This is a genomic window from Vibrio sp. SBT000027 (assembly GCF_963894355.1).
In the GTDB taxonomy this organism is placed as follows: Bacteria; Pseudomonadota; Gammaproteobacteria; order Enterobacterales; family Vibrionaceae; genus Vibrio; species Vibrio splendidus.
In genome coordinates this window covers 1,150,882-1,176,314 of the sequence record NZ_CAWQGD010000004.1, presented here as the reverse complement: position 1 = coordinate 1,176,314, position 25,433 = coordinate 1,150,882, and the positions used below count along the sequence as shown (strand labels likewise).

At 45.7% G+C, this 25,433-nt stretch carries 1 protein-coding gene; it reads right to left on the bottom strand.

Annotated elements, in window-relative coordinates; all coding sequences use genetic code 11:
* Window positions 1–94: 94 nt before the first annotated feature.
* Window positions 95–25,417, bottom strand: coding sequence for a retention module-containing protein (locus tag AACU28_RS15025; RefSeq protein ID WP_121603147.1), 25,323 nt, complete (start codon window positions 25,415–25,417; stop codon window positions 95–97).
* Window positions 25,418–25,433 lie beyond the last annotated feature (16 nt).

Genomic DNA, 25,433 nt, shown 5'->3' with positions numbered 1-25,433 from the left:
AAAGAGGCCAGCAATGCTGGCCTCTTTCGTTATGGTTAAATGGTTCGCTTTTAGTTTAATCGTTAGATTCTAATAGCTAGCCTCCAATTTGGCGTTAACCGTGAGTGATGACATTTTGTTGCACTAACGCATCCAGAATGTCTGACGGCATGGTGCCACTTAAGGTTAGTTGTGGCGCAAGGTCTTCAACCACAATCACCTGTTCCGTAGTGCCTAAACCATCAGGGTTGATCGTTAGTTCAATATCATCCCCTTCCACTTTCGCGTCTATCTGTTGTAGCAATGCAGACATGTCTGGAGATGTATTCTTCAACTCAGGTAATACTTCTCGTAGATCGATTTGGTCTCCTTCAGACAGGCTGAAATCGGTAATGGTGTCTTCAACGCCATCTTCAATATTGAGCCATACAAACGAATCCATACCATTGCCACCGGTTAGAATATCGGAACCGCCGCCACCAATGAGTGTGTCGTTACCGTCACCGCCAACCAGCGTATCGTCACCCGCTCCACCTACAAGTCGATCATTTCCAGTTCCGCCAGTGAGGTTAGTATCAAAGTTACTCGCTAAAAGTTGCACATCGTCTGTTTCAGAAGACAGATCGAGATCTATTGGATTGGCAACAATATTGAGATTCAGATCGATGTTTTGAGATATCGCAATATCGTTGTTGTCCACCTCTTCAGATAGCGCCTCAACTTTCAAGGTGTAATTACCCGGGGTTAACGGCTTGCCTAATGATGACTGCTCGACGAGTCTGAGACTATCGATCGCATCAGCGGTCGCTATCCAAGTATCACCCACCAACGAAACCGTACCCACATCACTGGTTACATCAACACCATCCGGAACATCACTGATCTTCAACGTTAACTCTTCAGTAATGTCCGTCAATGCAGCGACAATTCCAACTAAAGCGACTCCACTATTAGCGACCACAGATGAGCTGGTCGTAATGTTTCTCACATAGTTAAATGCCGGATCAATAGACAAGGTTGGCGCATTAGCGACTGGTGTCACTGCGATATTATAAACCACTGGTGCAGTTTCAATCGCGATACCAGAAGGGTTACCGCTGTCTTTGGCGATTACTTCTAAGCCAATGCTATTGGTTGGAGACAAGCTCGCATCGAGGTAGACACCGTTTGGACTGGTTGGCGTATCAATCAGCGCATTCAGGTCACTCAAAGTACCAACTAAGATAACCGAACCAGTGTTGTTGCCGTTGACCATCACTGTCGTCACTGCCGGAAGTGATACGTTCAATGTACCGTAATCCACTGTCAGCGTGACTGTCATCAAGTCATTAGAAAATGCATCCACATAATCTGGGTCACTGACATTGATACCACTCAATAGCTGACCAGCATCCTCGTCAACAATCGTAGTGACACTGTCACCATTAACAACAGGCGTATCGTTCACTCCGTCGACAATCGCTGTGATCTCTGCAGTATCCGTTAGGAAATCATTAGCGCCGTTGGTTGTACCATCATCCTCGACGGTATAGGTGAACTTAACGTTACCGTTGTATTCATCAGCCGCCGTAAAGATCCAGTACGGGCCAGTAATCATAGCGTCATCAGCGCCACCGACGTTCTCGAAGCGCTGTAATTGGCCTTGGCCTTCATCGAGCACCAGATTAGTCACGGTAATCGTGTCGTTTTCCGGATCGCTCGTCGCTGTAATTAAGTCGCCCTCTTTAATGATCAACTGCCCTTCTTCAAGGATGTTTCCTAAGTCGATATCCGTTGCCACTGGCTGATCATTCACTTCCGTTACCACAACGCTAATTTCGCCGGTATCTGTTAAGAAATCATCAGTGCCGTTGGTTGTACCATCGTCCTCAACGGTATAAGTGAACTTAACATCACCGTTGTATTCGTTGGCTGCGGTAAATACCCAGTACGGGCCAGTGATCGTAGCATCATCAGCACCGCCCACGTTCTCAAAGCGTTGTAATTGGCCCTGACCTTGATCGAGCACCAAACTGTTCACAGTAATCGTGTCGTTTTCCGGATCAGTGGTTGCGGAAATCAGGTCTTCCTCTTTAATGACCAGCTGACCTTCTTCAAGCATGGTGCCCAAATCAATGTCCGATGCCACTGGCTGGTCGTTGACTTCTGTCACCACAAGGCTGATTTCAGCGCTATCGGTTTTAAAATCATCCGCACCATTGGTTGTACCATCATCGATAATGGAGTAATTGAATTTAACGTCGCCGTTGAAATCATTATCTGCAATGAATATCCAGAATGGCCCCGTAATCCCAGCGTCATCAGCACCACCAGCATTTTCAAAGCGCGTTAGCTGACCTTGCCCTTGAGTAAGAGTTACGCCGGTTACCGTGAGGTTATGGTTTTCTAGATCAGAACTCGCTGCAATCAAGTCACCTTCAACAATCACGATTTGACCATCTTCCGCAATCGAACCTAAATCAACATTAGTCGCCACAGGAGCATCATTCACTTCCGTCACCTTAATAGTGAAGGTAGCTTGATTGGTTTGACCGGTATTCGGATCACCTGCGTCAATCAGACCGTTATTACCACCATCATCGAGGGTCGCATTGATTGTGACTAAACCACTCTGGTTGAGGTAGTTCTGGTCTGGGTCGGGTTTGAATGTCACTGCTCCATTAGTCAATGCGGTATTGATGTCGGCTTCTTTACCAGTAATCACCAATGAGCCGTCTGGCTGCAATACAAACGTCACGTCAGGTGAGCTGGTAAACTCAAACACGCCTTGCGCTCCCGGCAGTGTTTGATCCACTTGCAACGTAAGAACATACGGCGCATCTGGGTTGTCAAAGTTAGCGTCGACGTCGTAGATACTAAAGTTATCGATGGCAACACTGATGTCTTCCGATGTTTCAATATTCGTTACGTTCACAAAGATCGGTTGATCGTTAATAGGATCAATCACCAGATCGACATCGAAGCTGGTTGGCGTACCTAGGTACTCTGTATTATCAGCATCAGTATCTACAGAACGTACCGTAATCTGCAGTGGACCATTGATACCCAGTACATTGCCTGTATCACTATTATGTTCTCCAGAATTGAATACGATCTTATCGAGCGACTGTGCAGGAACATCAAGTGTCCAAAGCTGTGTCGCCGGATCGTAGCTAGCCAATGTCGTGCCATCTGGATAGAAAATAGAAGCATCTTGAGGAACACCCGCCACTTCAACTCGAAGCGTTTCGGGCGCATTCTCGGTATACGTCCCGCTTCCTGTTGCAGACAATTCTTTATCCAAAATAGTCGCATTGATTTCGATATCAATGTTTTGGCCTTCATTACCTGTCACAGAATCAGTCGGGTTAGTATCAACATCATCACCAACAGGTACCACATGCAGTTTGAAGCTTGGCAAGTTTGCCGCCGCAGTAGGCACACCCAGCAACGATTCTTGAGTGAAGACTTCCACACCAAACTCAGCAGTACCACTGAAGTTTTTAGGCGGCAAGATCGAAATCTCACTTAAATCGAATGACAACCCCGAAGCTTGAGGCAGTTGAACACTCCACTCTCCATTACCATTATTTTTCACGGTATATGTCGAGTCTGCATCTGCACGCATTTGGAAGCCATCAGGGACATCGGTAAACTTAATCGACACAAACTGTTCTGAACCATCAAGGTCAGTCAGTGCAATCGATACAGGCCCCGTACCTGACAAGGAAATAAGTTGGTCTTCGTTACCTGTAATCTCGATAACATCCGGATCGCTACCCGGTCCAGTGACAGACACTTCATCGACCACAGGAACGACTTCAAAGCTGACACTCGTAGAGAAAGTATCTGAGTCTGTTGCCGTACCCGCAGGAGAAGCAGGATCATTATAGGTTGCGGTATCTGTGACTGTACCGCTGACATTAACCTGCACTTGGTTAATATCATTACCCGTTGGGTAATTTTCGATTGCCCTAAAGAGCACGTTATCGAGTGCACCCGCTGCTATTTCAGCCTGATTAAACGTAACAGATGTACCTAATGAAGTACCCGTGTTGTCATAGAATGCACCTATAGAAGGGTCGTCCAACGTTAAAGTAATGGACGTAAACGCTTCTTGGCCGCCTTCGACGCCGGAAACCTGATCCGAAATGGTCGAATTGAAGTCGAGCTGAATATAAGTGTCTTCGTAACCCACCGGATCTTGCCCAGCTTGACCGTCGGTATCAACAGGATTAAAGGCATCATCAAGCGAACCCACGACATTCACCTCAATCGTTGGATCCGTCTCAGCATCTGGTGCGACTTTGATGATAACTTCAGTCACTAAGGTCTTCTCATCACCAGAGAGCGTGTCTTTGGTGACGATTGTTAGTGGTAATCTAAAGTCACCAGAGTAGTTTGGTGGCAGATTCAATAACAAACCCGATGAATCGACGGCTACGCCCTGTTCGACAGTCGTCTCGTAAACATATTTCCCATTCACAAAGTCAACATCACTTGTTCCCGACAGGCTAATTGGGAATGATGTTGTAGCATCAATGACCAGAGTACCATCAATGATCACCGTCACTTGGTCAGTAGAATCATCGCGACCCGTCAAGCTCAAAATGCCGTTGAGTGCCGCGCCGAGATCAAGCTGAGTATCCTCAACGGCGTCGATAACACTGTCTGGCACAATCGCAATATCTGCAGCAACTTTGTCAGGTGCCGTCAGCACCTCAGGATAAGAAAGCGTTACCTCTCCGGTGCGTTGCACTTGGGCGGACGTTTCATTGTTAGCGTCACCAGGATCTGATACCAAAGTGAAAATTGTCATCTTGATATCATTGAAATCAGTAGCGACATCATCCGCATCATTGGCAGGGGTGAAATCTAATCCATTGGGCGCACTGACGCTAAAGGCATCTTCATTGGTCACAACCCAACGGCCACCGCCTTCGTAAGAGGCGCCAGTTACTAAAAGTTGCCCTAAGATATCATCAGATAACGCGCTTCCGTCGGTGTTAGTCAACTGAACAATCACTTCGTCGACTTGCTCTTCTACTGTGCTTAAATCCGTTTCTTGGTATCGGACGACGTATTCACCGTCCCAGATTTCGTCTCCGTTAGTATCAGTCGTTTGGTTATCACTGTTAGTTGTAAATTTAATGACACCATTAGCATCAGCCGTAATCGTAGTGAGATCTCCAGAGCCATCTTCGTTTGAAACGACAATCTTGTTGTCGGCATCTCCAGGTTCAACCACAGGTCGTACTTGAACGTTAATGATTCCGGTTATATCTGGATCGGCTTCGACATAACCACCATCTTCATCCTCTAGGCCGCTAGACGTATACTCATGATCTCGCTCTTCCATTTTAAGTTCGGTGGTCAACGTAAAATCTGCACTAGAATCAGCCGGAGGCGTCATTTGAATGAAGTTATTAGCTAATGCAATTTGAGTAAATTGTTCAGGAGTTTGGGAAGCATCTTTAGGCGTTATAATCAATGTTCCTGGGGTTGAGTCATCAACGGTCACATCACCGTTGACTACTGCAGTAACACCCAGTGGTATTCCATTAATAGTTATCTTAGTGAAATGCTCATCGTCATCAATGTAATCCGTGCCTTCAGGGTGCCAATCAATATTGATAGCCGTATCTTCATCACCGTTAGTCGTATTGACATAAGTTGCTGATGTGTCGATTCGAGGTATAACAAGCACTCGAATTTCTTGATCAAACGTAAGCGTGTGACCATCGTTCTCAGTCACAATCACTTTACCTTGAATGTGAATATTCTCGGTTGAAGAGTCGACAGGTCTGATGCGAATGCCTGAAGTTTTACCCGCCTCAGTAATGTTCGCTTCGTAGATAGGTTTGGATAAGTCAGGACTACCGCCCGGTCCGGTTTCATAACCGACAAAGTTAAGGTCAATCACTGTACCGTCACCGTCTTCTAGAACAACCCCATCGGGTATACCCGATAGAATAACGGTTATTGATTCTGACCCATCGTCAGCTAATGGTGTAGTGCCAGTATCTGGTCTTCTCTCTCCCGACAACACGGTGAAATCAAGCTCAGCAAAGGTATCACCATTTTGGCTCTCTTGAATCGTGGTTTGAACACCAGATGTAGTGCCATCTGTAATTGCACTCCAAGCCGTGCCATTCGTTCCACCATAAGGAGTATCGGCAACGCCTTTGACTTCAACGTTGACGGTTTTAGTTCCTAGTATCTCCTCATCGATTTGGGCGCCCGTGGATAGATTTGCCGTATCTTTGACCACTCCCGTAACATCGAAGGTGAAATCGACATTACTGTGTTTGGTTGGAACAACCTCAACGTTAGCCAAATCGGAATACGCGATTTCTTGATAATCCACACCATTGATCGTGATGGTCGGAACGACTGTCGTGGTGCCTAAGAAGTAAAGCACAGCTCCTTCCGTAACATTACTGATGCGCACAAACAGTTCTTCAGAACTGTCAGAATCGACCGACCCTGTCATGGTGATGACTTCGTCTAACGTGAACGCGTCTTTATTGTCCAAAGGCCCGACGTAATCTGGATCATCGATATTGTCTTCGTTGATCTGAATTCGACTAACACTGAATGTGCCAGGGTCCGCATCTGCGGTCACATCAATAACAATACTTTGTTCCACAGAACGAGCCGTCGTCTTATCGTTTGCTCCACCGTTGGCTGAATCATCGTATGGGTTAAGCGTCTCTTCCGTAATTGCCGTCGCTTTGAACTCAATCTGCCCTGAGAAGTTATCAATAGGGTTAACTACGGTGCTATTGATATCAGCAGATGCGATGATATAAACACCATTAACGGGCGTTAACACATTGCCATTTTGATCAAGTAACTCAAACTTCCCGTCGCCTTGAACTGCTTCAAGTTCATAAGTAATCGTCTCAGTATTACTGTTATCTTGCGACTCTGCGTTCAGCTGCAACGTGACATTGTCTTCATCTTCGTTGACTTGATACTGATACGTGCTGTTGGAATCATCCCAAGTCGCAATATCCGCTACCGCTTCAATCTCGATTCTGAAGTTTGAGTTAATGGTGTGCTCCGTAGTGCCATTTTTCTCAATTTCAAGCTCATAACGAACTCGCCCACCAGTTTCATCCGAACTAGCGTGTTGGTCTGGAACAAAGAACAGGTTGTCTATCGTCGCGATAGTTTGTCTTGGTTCACTCGGGTTTGGAGCGAAGCTTTGTTCGAGTTCAGGAGAGCCAAATATAATGCTCCCATTTGACTCAGGCACTAATTCTATGTAGTCAGCACCATCAAAGTAATAAAAAGTACCTTGATGACTATCACCTCCGTTCGGGCTTTTAATCGTCAACTGGCCAATAGATTCAGCGTTATCTTGGTCATACAGGCTAACTTGCAGCGCAACTTGAGCTGGTGCATTAGGCAAGCCATTTTGGTTATCTTGAACATTCTCAAGAGTCGGCTCATCGCCTGTTGCGTAAGGTATGGTTGAGTCTCTACCCGCATCCTCGAAGGTCGTCACTTTCAGCGCAATTCTTGTAGAATCCCTATCAGTAATCGTAATATCTAACGGTGTTTCAGAGGTGTCTAAATCGCCATCTGTCGCAATCACGTTAATCGAGAAGTCGATAGTGTCTAGGCCGTCATGATCGAGATAGCCGTTAGCTTTGAATTCAACCTCACCATTTGAGTTGATGCGTAAAGTACCAAGCTGCCTTTCCTGAGTACCACCATTGCCATCATCGGTTTGCTCATAAACGCGGATAATTCGACTTCCGCTTTGAAGATTTAATGCGTCACTGTAATCAGTCGCATTACCTCTTTGGAAAACAATATCTGCACCATTATTTGAGATACCCTCAATTCGACTCAGTACCGCACCATCAGCCCCCACATCCGTCGCATTAGCAAACATGTCGACTTTAGAGTTGTTGTAACCCTGCCCTTCAAGACGAGTAATCGATTGAGTTGTCACCAACGGAACATCATCAGTAACCGTGATTTTTAAATCGATCGCGTTTGATTGGTCTTGATCAAAATCTTCTGCAACAACAGAGAAATTAAGGTCAATCGCATTTTCATCTGCACCATCAGGGTGTTTAAGTGGTTTAAACAATTCAAATTGGTAGCTATTATCCGAGGTATCGAAAATAATCTCGAACACCGCTTCATTACTCGTTGCAGTTTGAGCAACGTAAGTAAATGTTGTGCCGTTTTGTGAAACAGCTAGCCACTCTAAGCTTTCTCCATCAGAGGTTAAGCCCGTCAGAACCAAATCTTCATCAACCAGCTCATACAGCACAACGCCATCCACACCTTCATCAACAGTGAACAGTCCATTGATAATGGTATCTTCAGATTGATCGGAACCAATACCAGTAAGATCGTCTTCATCAACAACCGTTTCACCCGTCGGCGCCGTCATTACAGGCGCATCATCGATCACCTCGATTGGTAATACATATTGGTTAGAATCGTCGCCATCACCATCAACAGCAACAACATCAAACGGTATTGTGAGTGTATCGAGGTTACTCGGTGTAGTAGCGTGATTGAGAGGGCCAAGCAAGGTAAACGTGTAAGCACCATCATCAGTCAGCACTAATGTGAAGATTGGTGTTCCACTTGGGTCAGTTACGCCTTGGTAGGTGGTCGTGTTAGCAGCACCTGTGATCTCAGCGATCTTAATACCTTCACTGCCCGACGATAGCGTTGCTTCCAACGTTGATATATTACGTAGTTCGTATACCTCGACTTGGTCTGCACCTTCTGTGGTAACAAACGAACCTGTCGCTTGTGCCAGAGCGCCCAAATCATCTTCATCAACCACAAACGTACTCGCGACAGTGGTGTCAGTAATGGTTGGAACATCATCGGTAATGGTCACGGTAAGGGGTTTCATCACTGAATCAGTGTTGTCTTTGTCGACTGCGATCACTGGCAAGGTGAAGATTTGATCATTGTTACCTTGTACAGGCAGGTGATCTAACTCTTCCAACAAGGTGAATGTGTACTCTCCTAGAACTACGCTGCTAAACGTGATGGTGAAGATATCCGTTTGAACACCGCCGCTTTCAACGTAACCAATATAATGATCGCTGTTTAGGGGATCTTCTTTTAACTGAACCACCAAACCATCCGCTTTCAGATCGCCTGATGTGTTGAATTGAGCCGGATCAATACGGAAGTGGCTCACATCATCACTTCCTGCTGTGAAAGTAATGGTTTCAGTTTGGCTAACAGGTAAACCCGGTGAAGAACCATCAATCAGATTTGCTTCAGCCAACGCGACAGTCGGTACGGTGTCGATAGTTGGTGGCGCGCCATCGGCAATAGTTAACGTCACTGTAGACGTCACGATATCGCCGTCTTTATCTTCAGATGTCACCGTAATGGTCTTGACGATATCGCCACTAGAGTGGTCTAGATTGCGGTTAGGTTCAAAACGTACATCCCCTTCGAGATTGATAAACAAGGAACCTTCAGTGAACACAAATTCTTGCTCACCCGTGTCGGTTTGTACCAAGGCTGTTTCAGCTTGATTGTCATACACAAACTTAGTGATTGTCGCGCCATCTGCACTTTGCGCAGGCATCACATCAAATGTCGTTGTGGTTGGTGTTCCCGTGGTTGGCTCAGTAATGTTGAGCGCACCTGACTGCATCAGCTGAACATCATCGCTGATGGTGACAGTCAGTGGTTTAGACGCTGAAATATCACCATCAGTATCTTCCGCGTAAACAGAAAGATCAAAGCTCAGATCGTTGTTTCCTAAACCATCAACATGATCTAAACGTTCAAGCAGAGTAAATGTATATTGGCTCGGATTCGTGTCATCAAAATCCAGAGTGAAGATTACTTTCTCAACACCTGAACCATTAGTAGTAAATGCAATATAGTCGCCTGAACCAGCTGGATCTTCACGTAAACTCAATTCAAGGCCATCAGACTTCAACGCGCCGTTGGTATTGAACAACCCTACTTCCACCACTATTTCAGCAATATCATCACTGCTTGCAAGTGAAGTAATGGTTTGAGTCATACTCACAGGGGTTACGCTAGGCGTCGAACCATCAGCAAGTAAGCTTTCTGACAATGCCACACCCGGCACAACGTCGATTGTTGGCCCATCACCATCAACAATGGTGAGCGTAACCGTCGACGAAAAGATATCGTTATCAAAGTCTGAAGACGTGAACACGATTGACTTAACAATGTTCCCTGCAGAGTGATCAAGGTTTCGATTTGGCTCAAACCTCACATCACCATCTAATGTCACAAACAGTGAACCTTCCGTGAAAACAAACTCTTGTTCACCGCTAATGCTTTGATTCAGAGTAATTGGAGAGCCACCGTCGTACGTAAACTGCGTAATGTTCGCGCCGTCTGCACTTGGTATTGGCATCACATCAACGGTAGTTGTTGTTGGAGTACCAGAACTTGGTTCGGTAATGGTTAAGAAGCCATCTTGCATTTGCTGGAGGTCATCTTCTATCGTAACCACCACATCGCGCTTCGTTGATTCAGAATCATCTGTATCAACAGCATAGATAGGTAAGCGGAAAGTAAGGTCGTTGTTGAGCACGCCATCAAGATGGTCGAGTGCCTCTATCAAGGTAAATGTAAACTGAGCTTTGTTTGCACTATCAAAGCTAATGGTAAATACATCGGTAACGTTACCCATACCATCATCGGTATAACCAATGTAATCGCCAGCAGAAGCTGGATCTTCTTTTAGTTGAACAACAAGACCACTTGATTTCAACAGATCGCCAGGATTGAATTCGTTGGTCGCAATTCTAAAGTGACTAAAATCATCACTTCCTTCGGTGTAAGTGATTGTGTGAGTCGAACTTACCGGAGAACCAGTTGGCGTAGAGCCATCCGCTAGGTTGACTTCCGATAAGTTAACATCTGGAACCACATTGATAACGGGATTGATACCGTCTTTAATCGTCAAAGTGACATCCGCGGTATCTGTATCGTTATCAAAATCACTGGTGGTGACGACAATCGTTCTTACAATGTCGCCAGATGAATGGTCTAGATCTCGGCTCGGTTCAAAACGAACTTCCCCTTCAATAGTGATGTACAGCAAGCCATCTGTTACGGTAAAGACTTGTTCTGTAGAGATGCTTGGGTCTAACGTTACAGCTGTGCCACCATCGTAAGTAAACTGTGTCACTTTCGCGCCATCAGCACTCTGCGTTGGCATAACATCAATGATTGGCGTCGTTGGTGGCGTACCCGATGCCAAATCAGCTAATGAAGGCTCAGTGATACTCAATGTACCATCTTGAACACCTTGTACGTCATCGGTAATCGCAACCGTCATTGGCGACATTGCAGAATCATCACCATCCGCATCAACCGCTAACACAGGGACATCGAAGCTTAGTATATTGTTTTGTAATCCATCGACATGATCTAATGCCTCAAGCAGTGTGAACGTGTATTGCCCTAAATTGCTCGTCGAAAAGCTGATCGTGAAGACGTTGGTTTCTACGTTAGAGCCATCTTTAACGAAGCCAATGTAATTACCAGAATTAGCTGGTTGCTCTTTTATTTCGACATCTAGACCGTTCGATTTCAAAGCCCCTGAAGTATTGAACTGCGTAGGGTCAATTCTGAAATGGCTTACGTCGTCACTACCCGCTGTATAGGTAATGGTTTGTGTCATTGTCACTGGATTACCGGTTGGCACAGAGCCATCGGCCAGATCCACTTCAGATAACGTAATTCCGGGAACAAGGTCGATAGTAGGAAGGTCACCATCAACAATCTTCAGTGTCACTGTCGATGTGACAATATCGCCATCGAGGTCAACAGACGTCACCTCAATAGACTTAGTAATGTCACCAGCAGCATGGTTTTGATTGCGCACCGGTTCGAAACGTATCTCACCTTCCGTCGTAATGAATACCGAACCTTCCGTGAAGACGAACTCTTGTTCACCATTCACATTTAAATCAAGGCTTTCTGCAGTATTGCCGTCAAAAACAAATGAAGTGACTTTGGCTCCATCAGCGCTTTGGTTTGGCATCACATCAAAGGTATTCGATGTTTCTACACTTGTTGCAGGTTCACGACTGGTGATTGTGCCGTCTTGCATCAACTGCACGTCGTCGCCAATGGTCACGCCAAGCTGAGAGACTAACGAGTCATCGCCATCACTATCCACCGCATACACAGGTAGATTAAAGCTTAAATCGTTGTTGCCACGCGCATCTTGATGATCCAGAGCTTCGATTAAAGTAAATGTGTATTCACCTAAGGTTCCGGAGTTAAAGTCCAACGTAAATACTGTTGTCTCAACATTAGACGAACTGGTGGTAAAGCCAATGTACTGACCAGAGCCTTGAGGTTCTTCGCGCAGTTCGACCGCTAAGCCATTCGATTTAAGTGCATCGTTAGTATTGAACTCGGTTGGTTCCAGACGGAAGCGAACCACATCATCACTTTGGTTGGTGAAAGTAATCGTCTGTGTTGAGCTGACCGCGCCAGCATTTGGTGCAGAACCATCAGCTAGGTTTGTTTCTGAGAGCGTAACGCTTGGTACCGCATCGATAGTTGGAATATCACCATCGGTAATGGTCAGCGTAACGGTTGAAGTCACAGGATCGTTATCAAAATCACTTGAAGTAACCACTATCGACTTCACGATGTCTTCGCTGGCAGAGTGGTCAAGGTCACGATTTGGTTCAAAGCGCACTTGACCTTGAAGAGTGATGAATAGCTCACCTTCGGTGAAACTAAACTGCTGCTCACCTACGATGCTTTGATCGAGTGTTTTGACAATACCGCCAAATGAGAATTCAGTGATCGTCGCACCATCGGCACTCTGATTTGGCATCACATCAATGGTGTTGGTTGTGATTGTTCCGTCTGCAAGATTTGGCTCAGTGATATCTAACGTACCGTCTTGCATGATTTGAACATCATCACCAATGGTCACATTGAGTTGAGACACCAGTGAATCATCGCCATCACTGTCTACCGCATAAACAGGAAGATCAAAACTCAGATCGTTCTTATCTAGGCCATCTGCATGGTCTAGCGCTTCAAGTAAGGTGAAGGTGTATTCGCCCAACGTACTTGTAGAGAAAGCAATCGTGAATACAGGAACTTCAGTATTCGAACCATCGGTAATAAAACCGATATAAGTACCCGGATTAGCCGAATCTTCTTTTATCTCAACCGCAAATCCATTCGATTTCAGTGCACCGCCCACATTGAACTCTGTTGGCTCAATACGGAAACTCGCCACATCATCACTTTGATTGGTGAAGGTAATCGTCTCTGTTTGACTTACAGCACTGCCGCTTGGCGCTGAGCCGTCACTAAGATTAGTTTCAGACAGAGTAACGCTTGGCACTGCATCAATGGTTGGGATATCACCATCAGTAATAGTCAGAGTGACCGTTGACGTCAGTACATCGTTATCTAAATCGCTTGAAGTCACCACAATCGACTTAACGATGTCTTCGCTCGCTGTGTGGTTTAGATTGCGATTTGGCTCGAAACGCACTTCACCTTGCAAGGTGATGAACAGTGAACCCTCAGCAAAGACAAACTTCTGTTCACCGGTGTCGTTTTGGTCGAGTGTTATTGCCGCCCCGCCATCGTAAGTAAACTGAGTGATTGTCGCGCCATCGGCACTTTGGCTAGGCATCACATCAACAGTGGCTGTCGTCGGAGTACCTGCAGCCAAATCAGCAACCGTTGGCTCAATAATATTAAGCACTTGGTTTTGCATGACCTGTACATCATCACCAATGGTCACATTCAGTTGAGACACCAGTGAATCATCACCATCGCTATCAACCGCATAAACAGGAAGATCAAAAGTCAGATCATTCTTCACTAAGCCATCTACATGATCCAACGCTTCAAGCAGGGTGAAGGTGTATTGACCTAAATTGGTATCCGAGAAGCTAATCGTAAACACGTTAGTTTCAACGTTCGAACCATCAGTCACAAAACCGATGTAGCCACCCGGTGTAGTTGGGTCAGCTTTCAGTTCGACCGCCAATCCGTTCGATTTCAGAGCACCACCAACATTAAAATCAGTCGGTTCAATACGGAAACTCGTCACGTCATCACTTTGGTTAGTAAAGGTAATGGTTTGAGTTGAACTTACCGCACTTGCATTCGGAGCAGATCCGTCGCTCAGATTCGTTTCTGACAGAGTAACGCTTGGCACCGTGTCAATAGTTGGGATATCGCCATCAGTAATGGTTAGCGTTACCGTTGAAGACACAAGATCGCTATCGGAATCACTTGAAGTTACGACTATCGACTTCACGATATCGCCACCAGTATGGTCAAGGTTACGACTTGGTTCGAAACGAATATCGCCTTGCAGAGTGATATATAATGCCCCATCAGCAACCACGAACTTCTGCTCACCTGTATCGTTTTGATCAAGCGTTAATACCGCCCCACCATCATAAGTGAACTGAGTAATGGTCGTGCCATCAGCACCTTCTTCATCAAGTACATTAACGGAAGCTGTCGTCGGAGTACCTGCTGCCAAATCTGCAACCGTTGGCTCTTCAATTGTGAGAGAGTCATTAACCATCACTTGAATATCATCAGTGATAGTTACAGCCAGTGGCGACATTAGCGAATCATCACCGTCGCTATCAACCGCGTAGACTGGCAAGTTGAATGTTAGATCGTTATTGCCTTGAACAGGCGTGTGGTCAATCGCTTCCAGAAGCGTGAAGGTGTACTCACCCAAAGTAGTACTGCTGAAATCGAGTGTAAACACAGTGGTTTCGACATTCGAAATATCGGTCGTGAAACCAATATAATTGCCTGATCCTGTTGGTTCCTCTCGAATCTCAATGATCAAGCCATCGGACTTGAGCGCGTTGTTAGTATTAAATTCACTTGGTTCTAAACGGAATTTCTCAACATCGTCACTTTGATTAGTGAAAGTGATGGTTTCCGTTTGACTAACCGCGCTGCCACTTGGCGATGAGCCATCAGTTAAATCAGCTTCTTCAAGTACAACGCTCGGTACCGAATCGATAGTCGGATTATCACCATCAGTAATGGTCAGCGTAATGGCTGAAGTCACCGGATCGTTATCGAAGTCGCTTGAAGTCACTACTATCGACTTCACGATGTCTTCGCTAACGGAATGGTCTAGATCGCGATTAGGTTCAAAGCGCACTTCACCTTCAAGGGTGATAAACAACTCGCCTTCTGTGAAGCTGAACTGCTGTTCACCAGTGTCATTTTGATCAAGCGTTCTTAGCTGACCGTCATAAGTAAACTGAGTGATCGTCGCACCATCAGCACTTTGGTTTGGCATCACATCAATGGTGTTGGTTGTGATTGTGCCGTCTGCAAGATTTGGCTCGATAATATCTAACGTACCATCTTGCATGATTTGAACATCATCACCGATGGTCACATTCAGCTGAGACACCAGTGAATCGTCGCCGTCCGTATCAACCGCATAAACAGGCAGATCAAAACTCAGATCGTTCTTATCTAAACCATCCGCATGGTCTAACGCTTCAAGCAGAGTAAAGGTGTATTCACCCAACGTACTCGTAGAGAAAGCAATCGTGAACACTGGAACTTCAGTGCCCGAACCATTGGTAATAAAGCCGATGTAAGTACCCGGATTAGCAGAGTCTTCTTTTATCTCAACCGCAAAACCATTCGATTTCAGTGCACCGCCGACATTGAATTCAGTAGGTTCAATACGGAAACTCGCCACATCATCACTTTGGTTCGTGAAAGTAATCGTCTCAGTTTGACTTACTGTACTTCCGCTTGGCGCAGAGCCATCGGCTAAATTAGATTCCGAAAGCGTAACACTTGGTACCGCATCAATCGTTGGGATATCGCCATCAGTAATCGTCAGCATCACTGTGGAAGTCAGTACATCGTTGTCTAAATCGCTTGAGGTCACCACAATCGACTTCACGATGTCCTCGCTAGCCGTGTGGTCCAAATTACGATTAGGTTCGAAGCGAACTTCACCTTCAAGCGTGATGAACAACTCACCTTCTGTGAAGCTAAATTGCTGCTCACCTGTGTCCGTTTGATCCAGTGTTCGAACTTGACCGTCATAAGTGAACTGAGTGATCGTCGCACCATCGGCGCTTTGCTCTGGCATCACATCGATGGTATTGGTTGTAATTGTGCCGTCTGCAAGATTTGGCTCAGTGATATCTAACGTACCACCTTGCATGATTTGAACATCATCACCGATGGTTACATTTAACTGAGACACCAGTGAATCGTCGCCATCGCTATCAACTGCATAAACAGGCAGATCAAAGCTCAGAACATTATTTGCCAAGCCATCAACATGGTCTAACGCTTCAAGTAAGGTGAAGGTGTACTGGCCTAAATTGGTATCTGAAAAGCTAATCGTGAACACGTTAGTTTCAACGTTCGAACCATCAGTCACAAAACCGATGTAACCACCCGGTGTGGTTGGGTCAGCTTTCAGTTCGACGGCCAATCCATTTGATGTCAAAGCGCCACCAACATTGAACTCCGTCGGTTCAATACGGAAACTTGTCACATCATCACTTTGAGTGGTGTAAGTAATAGTTTGAGTTGAACTCACCGCGCTGCCGCTTGGTGCAGAGCCATCACTCAGATTTGTTTCCGACAAGTTCACTGTTGGCACATTATCAATGGTTGGGATATCACCATCGGTAATGGTCAACGTGACGGTTGAGTTCAGCACATCGTTATCGGAGTCACTAGACGTCACCACGATCGATTTCACGATGTCTTCGTTCAGCGTGTGGTCTAGATTACGATTAGGCTCAAAGCGCACTTCACCTTCAAGAGTGATGAATAGTTCACCTTCCGTGAAGCTAAACTGTTGTTCGCCATTGTCATTTTGGTCAAGTGTTCGAAGTTGGCCATCATAAGTGAATTGAGTGATCGTCGCGCCATCGGCACTTTGATTTGGCATCACATCAATGGTGTTAGTTGTCACAATGCCAGCGGCCAAATCTGCGACAGTTGGCTCGACGATATCTAACGTACTATCTTGCATGATTTGAACATCATCACCGATAGTGACATTTAACGGAGACATCAGTGAATCATCGTCATCACTGTCTACCGCATAAACAGGCAGTTCAAAACTGAGGTCGTTGTTGCCACGGGCATCTTGGTGGTCCAACGCTTCAAGCAAAGTGAAGGTATATTCACCTAATGTGGTGCTAGAAAAACTCAGCGTAAATACCGTGGTTTCGACATTCGTCGCACTAGTAGTAAAACCAATGTAGTCACCCGACCCCGCCGGCTCTTCACGTAACTCAACGGCTAAACCGTTCGATTTAAGATCGTCGTTAGTATTGAACTCAGTTGACTCAATACGGAAACGAACCACATCATCACTTTGATTGGTAAACGTGATGGTTTGAGTCGAGCTTACCGCGCTGCCACTCGGAGCAGAGCCATCGCTCAGGTTAGTTTCAGAAAGGGTAACGCTTGGAATGACGTCGATCGTAGGGTTATCACCATCCGTAATCGTCAGCGTTACGGTTGAAGTCAGAGCGTCGTTATCGAAATCACTTGAAGTCACTACTATCGACTTCACGATGTCTTCGCTAACGGAATGGTCTAGGTCGCGGTTTGGCTCAAAGCGCACTTCACCTTCAAGGGTGATAAACAATTCACCTTCCGTGAAACTGAATTGCTGCTCACCGGTGTCATTCTGATCAAGTGTTCGTAACTGACCATCATAAGTAAACTGGGTGATAGTCGCGCCATCAGCACTTTGGTTTGGCATCACATCAATGGTGCTGGTTGTGATTGTTCCATCAGCCAGATTTGGCTCGATGATATCTAAGGTACCGTCTTGCATGATTTGAACATCATCACCAATGGTCACATTAAGCTGAGACACCAGTGAATCATCGCCGTCTGTATCAACCGCATAAACAGGCAGATCGAAGCTCAGATCGTTATTCGTTTGGCCATCTGCATGGTCTAACGCTTCAAGCAGAGTAAAGGTGTATTCACCAAGTGTGGTTGCCGAGAAACTAATAGTGAAAACTGGGATTTCAGTGTTCGAACCATCGGTAATAAAGCCAATGTAAGTACCCGGATTAGCAGAGTCTTCTTTTATCTCAACCGCAAATCCATTCGATTTCAGTGCTCCGCCGACATTGAACTCTGTAGGCTCAATGCGGAAATTCGCCACGTCATCACTTTGGTTCGTGAAAGTAATCGTCTCAGTTTGACTTACTGTACTTCCGCTTGGCGCAGAGCCATCGGCTAAATTAGATTCCGAAAGCGTAACACTTGGTACCGCATCAATCGTTGGGATATCGCCATCAGTAATCGTCAGCATCACTGTGGAAGTCAGTACATCGTTGTCTAAATCGCTTGAGGTCACCACAATCGACTTCACGATGTCCTCGCTAGCCGTGTGGTCCAAATTACGATTAGGTTCGAAGCGCACGTCACCTTGAAGAGTGATGAACAACTCGCCTTCAGGGAAGCTAAATTGCTGCTCACCGTTGTCAGATTGATCAAGTGTTCGAACTTGCCCGTCATAAGTAAACTGAGTGATCGTCGCGCCGTCAGCGCTTTGCTCTGGCATCACATCGATGGTGTTGGTTGTGATTGTGCCATCTGCAAGATTTGGCTCAGTGATATCTAACGTACCACCTTGCATGATTTGAACATCGTCACCAATGGTTACGTTAAGTTGAGAAACCAATGAATCATCGCCATCACTGTCGACGGCGTAGACTGGCAGATCAAAGCTCAGATCGTTATTTGCAAGGCCATCCGCATGGTCTAATGCTTCCAGTAAAGTGAAGGTGTATTGACCTAAATTGGTATCTGGGAAGCTAATCGTGAACACGTTGGTTTCAACGTTCGAGCCATCCGTAACAAAACCGATGTAACCACCCGGTGTGGTTGGGTCAGCTTTCAGTTCGACGGCCAATCCATTTGATGTCAAAGCGCCAACAACATTGAACTCCGTTGGTTCAATACGGAAGCTTGTCACATCATCACTTTGAGTGGTGTAAGTAATAGTTTGAGTTGAGCTCACCGCGCTGCCACTTGGTGCAGAGCCATCACTCAGATTTTTTTCCGACAAGTTCACAGTTGGAACATTATCAATGGTTGGGATATCACCATCGGTAATGGTCAACGTGACGGTTGAGGTCAGCACATCGTTATCGGAGTCACTAGACGTCACCACGATCGATTTCACGATGTCTTCGTTCAGTGTGTGGTCTAGATTACGATTAGGCTCAAAGCGCACATCACCTTGAAGCGTGATGAACAGTTCACCTTCTGTGAAGCTAAACTGCTGCTCGCCATTATCATTTTGGTCAAGTGTTCGAAACTGGCCATCATAAGTGAATTGAGTGATCGTCGCGCCATCGGCACTTTGATTTGGCATCACATCAATGGTGTTAGTTGTCACAATGCCAGCGGCCAAATCTGCGACGGTTGGCTCGACGATATCTAACGTACTATCTTGCATGATTTGAACATCATCACCGATAGTGACGTTTAACGGAGACACCAGTGAATCATCGCCATCACTATCTACCGCGTAAACAGGTAAATCAAAACTGAGGTCGTTGTTGCCACGGGCATCTTGGTGGTCCAACGCTTCGATGAGTGTGAACGTGTATTCACCTAATGATCCAGAATTAAAGCTTAATGTGAATACTGGAGTTTCTACGTTCGTCGCACTGGTCGTAAAACCAATGTAGTCACCCGACCCTGCCGGGTCTTCACGTAACTCAACAGCTAAACCGTTCGATTTAAGATCATCGTTAGTATTGAACTCCGTTGGCTCAATACGGAAACGAACCACATCATCACTTTGATTGGTAAAAGTAATAGTTTGAGTCGAGCTTACCGCGCTGCCACTTGGAGCAGAGCCATCGCTCAGGTTAATTTCAGAAAGCGTAACACTTGGAATAACATCAATCGTCGGGTTATCACCATCAGTGATCGTCAGCGTAATGGTTGAAGTCACCGGATCGTTATCGAAGTCGCTTGAAGTCACGACAATCGACTTCACGATATCTTCACTCACTGAGTGGTCTAGATCGTGATTAGGCTCAAAGCGCACTTCACCTTCAAGGGTGATAAACAGTTCGCCTTCTGTGAAGCTGAACTGCTGTTCTCCTGAAATACTTTGATCCAGTGTGTTTACGACACCGTCATAAGTGAACTGAGTGATCGTCGCGCCATCAGCACTTTGATTTGGCATTACATCAATGGTGTTGGTTGTGATTGTACCGTCAGCAAGATTTGGCTCGGTGATATCTAACGTACCGTCTTGCATGATTTGAACATCATCACCGATAGTCACATTAAGCTGAGACACCAATGAATCGTCGCCGTCCGTATCAACCGCATAAATAGGCAGATCAAAGCTCAGATCGTTCTTATCTAAACCATCTACATGGTCTAACGCTTCAAGCAGAGTAAAGGTGTATTCACCCAATGTGCTCGTAGAGAAAGCAATCGTAAACACTGGGATTTCAGCGCCCGAACCGTTGGTAATAAAGCCAATGTAAGTACCCGGATTAGCCGAATCTTCTTTTATCTCAACCGCAAAACCGTTCGATTTCAGTGCACCGCCCACATTAAACTCGGTTGGCTCAATACGGAAACTCGCCACATCGTCGCTTTGATTGGTGAAGGTAATCGTCTCAGTTTGACTGACTGCACTGCCACTTGGTAAAGAACCATCTGAAAGGTTGGTTTCAGATAAGGTAACGTTTGGCACCGCATCAATGGTTGGGATATCACCATCTGTAATAGTCAGAGTAACAGTTGAAGTCAGTACGTCATTGTCTGAATCGCTTGAGGTCACCACAATCGACCTAACGATGTCTTCGCTAGCCGTGTGGTCTAGATTGCGGTTTGGCTCGAAGCGAACTTCACCTTCAAGAGTGATAAATAACTCACCTTCTGTGAAGCTAAATTGCTGCTCACCATTGTCAGTTTGATCCAGAGTGCGAACTTGACCGTCATACGTAAACTGAGTGATTGTCGCACCATCTGCGCTTTGCTCTGGCATCACATCAATGGTATTGGTTGTGATTGTGCCGTCTGCAAGATTTGGCTCAGTGATATCTAACGTACCATCCTGCATGATTTGAACATCATCACCGATGGTTACATTTAACTGAGACACAAGTGAATCATCGCCATCACTATCGACGGCGTAGACTGGCAGATCAAAGCTCAGATCGTTATTTGCAAGGCTATCCGCATGATCCAACGCTTCAAGCAAGGTGAAGGTGTATTGACCTAAATTGGTATCCGAGAAGCTAATCGTGAACACGTTAGTTTCAACGTTCGAACCATCAGTCACAAAACCGATGTAGCCACCCGGTGTAGTTGGGTCAGCTTTCAGTTCGACAGCCAATCCGTTCGATTTCAGAGCACCACCAACATTAAACTCAGTCGGTTCAATACGGAAGTTGGTTACATCATCACTTTGAGTGGTGTAAGTGATGGTTTGAGTTGAGCTAACCGCGCTGCCACTTGGTGCAGAGCCATCACTCAGACTTGTTTCTGACAAGCTCACTGTTGGCACATTATCAATGGTTGGGATATCACCATCGGTAATGGTCAGAGTGACGGTTGAGGTCAACACATCGTTATCGGAATCGCTAGACGTCACCACAATCGATTTCACGATGTCTTCGCTCAGCGTATGATCTAGATTACGATTAGGCTCAAAGCGCACTTCACCTTGAAGCGTGATGAACAACTCACCTTCCGTGAAGCTAAACTGCTGCTCGCCATTATCATTTTGGTCAAGCGTTCGAAGCTGACCATCATAAGTGAATTGAGTGAGCGTCGCGCCATCGGCACTTTGATTTGGCACCACATCAATGGTGTTAGTTGTCACAGTGCCATCGGCAAGATTTGGCTCGACGATATCTAACGTACTATCTTGCATGATTTGAACATCATCGCCGATGGTCACACTTAACGGTGACATTATTGAATCATCACCATCACTGTCTACCGCATAAACAGGCAGTTCAAAACTGAGATCGTTGTTGCCTCGGGCATCTTGATGATCCAAAGCCTCAAGCAGAGTAAAAGTATATTCACCTAATGTAGTGCTAGAGAAGCTAAGCGTAAATACCGTGGTTTCTACATTCGTCGCACTGGTCGTAAAACCAATGTAGTCACCCGACCCTGCCGGATCTTCACGTAACTCAACGGCTAAACCGTTCGATTTAAGATCATCGTTAGTATTGAACTCCGTTGGCTCAATACGGAAACGAACCACATCATCACTTTGATTGGTAAAAGTAATAGTTTGAGTCGAGCTTACCGCGCTGCCACTTGGAGCAGAGCCATCGCTCAGGTTAGTTTCAGAAAGCGTAACACTTGGAATAACATCAATCGTCGGGTTATCACCATCAGTAATCGTCAGCGTAACGGTTGAAGTCAGAGCGTCATTATCAAAATCACTTGAAGTCACCACAATCGACTTCACGATGTCTTCGCTTACCGAGTGGTCTAAATTACGATTTGGTTCAAAGCGCACTTCACCTTCAAGGGTGATATAAAGCTTACCTTCCGTGAAGCTAAACTGCTGCTCACCAGTGTCATTCTGATCAAGTGTTCTTAGTTGACCGTCATAGGTGAACTGAGTGATCGTCGCGCCATCAGCACTCTGATTTGGCATCACATCAATGGTGTTAGTTGTGATTGTGCCGTCTGCAAGATTTGGTTCAACAATATCTAACGTACCGTCTCGCATGATTTGGACATCATCACCAATCGTGACGTTAAGCTGAGACACCAGTGAATCATCGCCGTCCGTATCGACCGCATAAACAGGCAGATCAAAGCTCAGATCGTTCTTATCTAAACCATCTACATGGTCTAACGCTTCAAGCAGAGTAAAGGTGTATTCACCCAATGTGCTCGTAGAGAAAGCAATCGTAAACACTGGGATTTCAGCGCCCGAACCGTTGGTAATAAAGCCAATGTAAGTACCCGGATTAGCCGAATCTTCTTTTATCTCAACCGCAAATCCATTCGATTTAAGTGCACCGCCCACATTAAACTCTGTTGGTTCAATACGGAAACTTGCTACATCGTCGCTGCCTGCGGTAAAGGTAATCGTCTCGGTTGCGCTAACTGTACTTCCGCTGGGAGCAGAGCCGTCATTAAGGTTGGTTTCAGAGATAGTCACAGGCGGGATCAAATCAATGATCGGATCTTGGCCATCGGTAATACTTAACTCAAGCGTCGAACTATCAGTATCCCCATCACCATCTTCGGCTAAAAATGAGAACTGTTTGACGATAGTTTCACTGCTTGAGTGGTCGATATCACGAGCGACTTCAAAACTGAAGTCACCGTTTAATGAGATAGTGACGACACCTTCAGTAAAACTGAAAGTCTGGGTAGCATCGGGGAGCAGGCTTTGATCGAGTGAGTAATCAACACCGTCATAATTAAATGACTGAATGGCTGAGCCATCAGCGCCTTCAAAATTAAATAGGTTGTACGAAACAACCGTATCACCAGCCAAAGTCGGTTCATCGACAGAAACAACATTATCGACTAATTCAACAACATCATCATTTACATTGACTAGGATCTCAGCGGCTTCTGGTGTACTTGAACCGCCAGATAGTGCAGAACGATCTCCATCCGCATCCACCGCATAAATTGGCAATGCAAAAGTTAGCAGCGCATCTTCAGCGCCTTGATGAGAAAGTTCTTCATAAAGATTAAACTCATAGTTGCCCAATGAAGGGCTATCAATTTTAACGTCAAAGACCGTAATTCTCGAACCATTGACCTCAACATAACCTTCGTAAGTTCTTACACCGTTGGTTTCATCAATCAACTCAAGTAGCACGGCCTCGCCATTTGAAACCAAGCTGCCACCAGTATTAAATTCTGCAGGTTCAAGTTCATAATGGTCAATGATGTCACTTTCAAAAATGTCCGCGGTGATACTGCCAGTGCCAGACACTGGCGCCGTGCCCTCTTGTGAGCCGCCAACAATACCCGCTTCATCAACATCAATACTGTCAACATTAGTGATAACAGGGCTATCGCCATCAGTAATGGCAATGTTGATCGTATTGGTTACAACATCTTGGTCAAAATCGGTAATCGTGATTGGCAAAGCGAACGTCAGTGAATCGGTACCCACTTGTTCTATTGGATTAGACTGCTCGAATTTATAGGTGCCACCGGTATCTAGAGAGATAGTGAGAACAACCTCACCTCGACCTTGGATGGACAGAGTAATCGTTGTTCCATCATCAGAAAGTCTCGCAAGCGTGTTTTGATTATCACTGAGCAACCCATCAAACTGGTCCAGTGCACTTGCATCAAATACGGCTGATTGAAGGTTATCACTACCAATATTTGAGAACGTCCCTTCGATTGCCGCGCTGCTAGTTTCAACGTTAGTGATATTGACACTTTCAACAGACGGATCTATCCCGTCAAACACTGAAACTTGTGCGTTAACGGGTGTTGCTAGCGGGTTCCCAGCGGTGTCTTCACCTTGAATATCAAAGGCAATATCTATTTGATCGCCAGTGTAAGAAACCTGACCACCGCCAACCGACGGTACATGATCAATCGGCTGGGAAATCGTTGTGGTTAGAGAAAGCTCAATGTTATTACCAACACTGACGGCATCAATATCGATGCTTAAAACTGTATCGGAGCCTTGGACACCAACGATAGAATTGGTCACCGCGTCATACGTGAAGGTGACGGGCAAACCACTTGACGTAATGTCGCTGTTTAATTCACTAAGCAGTGAAGCGAGGGATAGCGTTTCTGGAATGAAAGAGTCAGGGGCGAGAGCTAAACTACCAGCAATGATCGTTTCGGTAGTTGTTATAGATTGGGGATAGGTATTGCCAGATATGGAGCCTTCAGTCAGTGTTTCACTGATTGATTGACCACCGGATGAACGAGTAATTGACCTAAATTCTTCTCTGTCTTCATCAACGGTTTGTTCTGCTAGACCAGCGGTCTCAAAGAATGTCGATGGATGAGTTTCTGTGTAGTTATAATCTATCGTCACAAAGCCAGCGTTTGCAGAACCTTGTCCGCCACCAGCAGCTGTTGCCTCTAAAATTTGAGTCGGATCGGCACCACCTAAAATGGCTTCTTGAATAACAGCAAGATCGTCTTCGGTGAAGGTTTCTGCGTCTGCTTGCTGTAAATCAAAATTAACCTCACCGGCGATTGGAGCGTCTACCCATGCGGCAGTCTCATCAACACAGCCAACACAATTCTCTCCAACCGGTATCGAATCATTCTGAACGCCTAATACAAGCTCTGACTTGTTGCCCGTAATCACGATCTCATTTTCACGGATGATATCGCCAACTGAAATCTTTCTTGCGCTGCCGTCAGGCTTAACTACGACGACATCTCCACTAGTTGCTTCAACTACCGCAACCTGGCGCGAAACTTCGATATCCATATATCCCCCGTTGTCA